Source organism: Streptomyces sp. NPDC043853 (assembly GCF_056436025.1).
In genome coordinates, this window is sequence record NZ_JBWKDJ010000025.1 from 1 (window position 1) to 1779 (window position 1779).

The 1779-nt window shown below is 78.0% G+C and carries 1 protein-coding gene and 1 pseudogene; both read left to right on the forward strand.

The annotated features are described in order from the left end of the window. Positions 1-237 (forward strand): annotated as a pseudogene (locus AC067U_RS36655) (hypothetical protein); the annotation flags it as partial. Then, entirely contained in the window at positions 234-1592 is a 1359-nt protein-coding gene (locus tag AC067U_RS36660; RefSeq protein WP_478834194.1) for an SWIM zinc finger family protein, read from the forward strand. The pseudogene AC067U_RS36655 and the gene AC067U_RS36660, both read left to right, overlap by 4 nt. Positions 1593-1779 lie beyond the last annotated feature (187 nt).

Genomic DNA, 1779 nt, shown 5'->3' on the forward strand with positions numbered 1-1779 from the left:
ACCGACCGCGCCTACCGCATCGGCCAGACCCAGCCCGTCCAGGTCCACCGCATCATCGCCGAAGGCACCGTCGAAGACCGCATCGCGGAACTGCTGGAACGCAAACGGGCACTGGCCGACTCCGTGCTGACGGGCGGTGAGGGCGCGCTGACCGAACTGACCGACGCCGAGCTGGCGGAGCTCGTCGCGCTGCGGCCGGCCGCGGACGCCGAAAGGGACGGAGGGACCGCCCGATGACCGGGACCGACCACGAGAAGATCTTCCCGGCCCTGCCGCCGACATCCGGGCGGGGCTTCGCCCGCACCCCGTGGGGCCACGCCTGGCTGCGCGCCCTGGAGGACAGCGTGCTGGACGGGGAGCAGCTCAAGCAGGGCCGCCGGTACGCGCGTTCGGGCGCGGTCGGCGCGGTGTCGGTGCGGCCGGGGCGGCTGACGGCGGTGGTCCGGGACCCGGACGGCACCGCGCACCGGACGGACGTGCTGGTGCAGGAGTTCGGCGGGGCGGACTGGGAGCGGGTCCTGGACGTGGCCGCCGCGGAATCGGGGCACATCGCTGCCCTCCTCGACCGGGACATGCCACCGGAGCTGGTGGAGGACGCGGCCGCTGCCGGGGTGGACCTGCTGCCCGGGGTCGGCGACCTCGACCCGCGCTGCGACTGCGGGGAGTGGGACCACTGCGCACACACCGCGGCGCTCTGCTACCAGGTGGCGCGGCTGCTGGACCAGGACCCGTTCGTGCTGCTGCTGTTGCGCGGCCGGGCGGAGCGGCAGGTGCTGGAGGAGCTCGCGGAGCGCAGCGCCGCCGGGCCCGCCGGCGGACCGGCGGCAGAGCCGGCGGAGGAGGGGGTCGCGGCCGCGGCGGTGTTCGCGGCCGGGCGGGTCGTGGCGCCGCTGCCGGCGCTCCCTGAGCTTCCGGACGGTCCCGGGCAGCCGCCGGCCCTGGACACCGGCACCGAGCCGGACCCGGAACTGCTGGACGTGGACGCCGTGGAGCTGCTGGCGCAGGCCGCGGCCGGGGAGGCGTACCGGCTGCTGGCGGAGGCGCGCGCGGCCGCCGCCGGTACGGGGTCCGGTACGGGGTCAGGTACGGGCTCCGTTGCCGGCTCCGGCAGCGGCGCCGTCAGGGCGGGCGGTGGTCCGGGCAGCGGACGCCGACCGGTGCTCCCGGTTCCCTTGTCGCTCGCGGAGGACGCGGTCCGGCTGGCCGCGCAGACCGAGGACGTACGGGTACGGGCCCGCCTGGCCCGGGCTTCGGGCCGTGACCGGGCCGCCCTGGACCTCGCGGTACGGGCCTGGGGCTGGGGCGGCGCCCCCGCGCTGGCCGCGCTGGAGGAGGACTGGACCCCGGACCGGCGCGCCCTGGCCCGGGCGGCGGCGCTGGCCGGCGCGGAGGCGCCGGCCGGAGTGCGCCGGGTCCGGGCGCGCTGGACCCTGCCCGGCGGGCAGGGGCAGTTGCGGCTGGGCCGGGAGGGCCGCTGGTGGCCGTACCGCAAGGAGGACGGCCGCTGGGTCCCGGCAGGTCCGGCCGGTCCCGACCCGGCGGCGGCGCTCACCGCGCTGGAGCGGCAGGCCGCCGGACCCGGGGACGGGTAGGCGTACGCCCGTCCTCGCGGGAGCCTGTCCCGGCGGGGTCCGGGGTGGGTTCCGGGGGCCGGGGTGGGTTCCGGGGGCAGCGGGGGGGAAAGGGACGTGTTCCGGAAGAGAAAAGCGAGTGGGGGTGTCGGCCCCCCGGGGAAGGGTTTCCACATGACACCACAGGGGGGGGGGGTCCTGGGTCGGG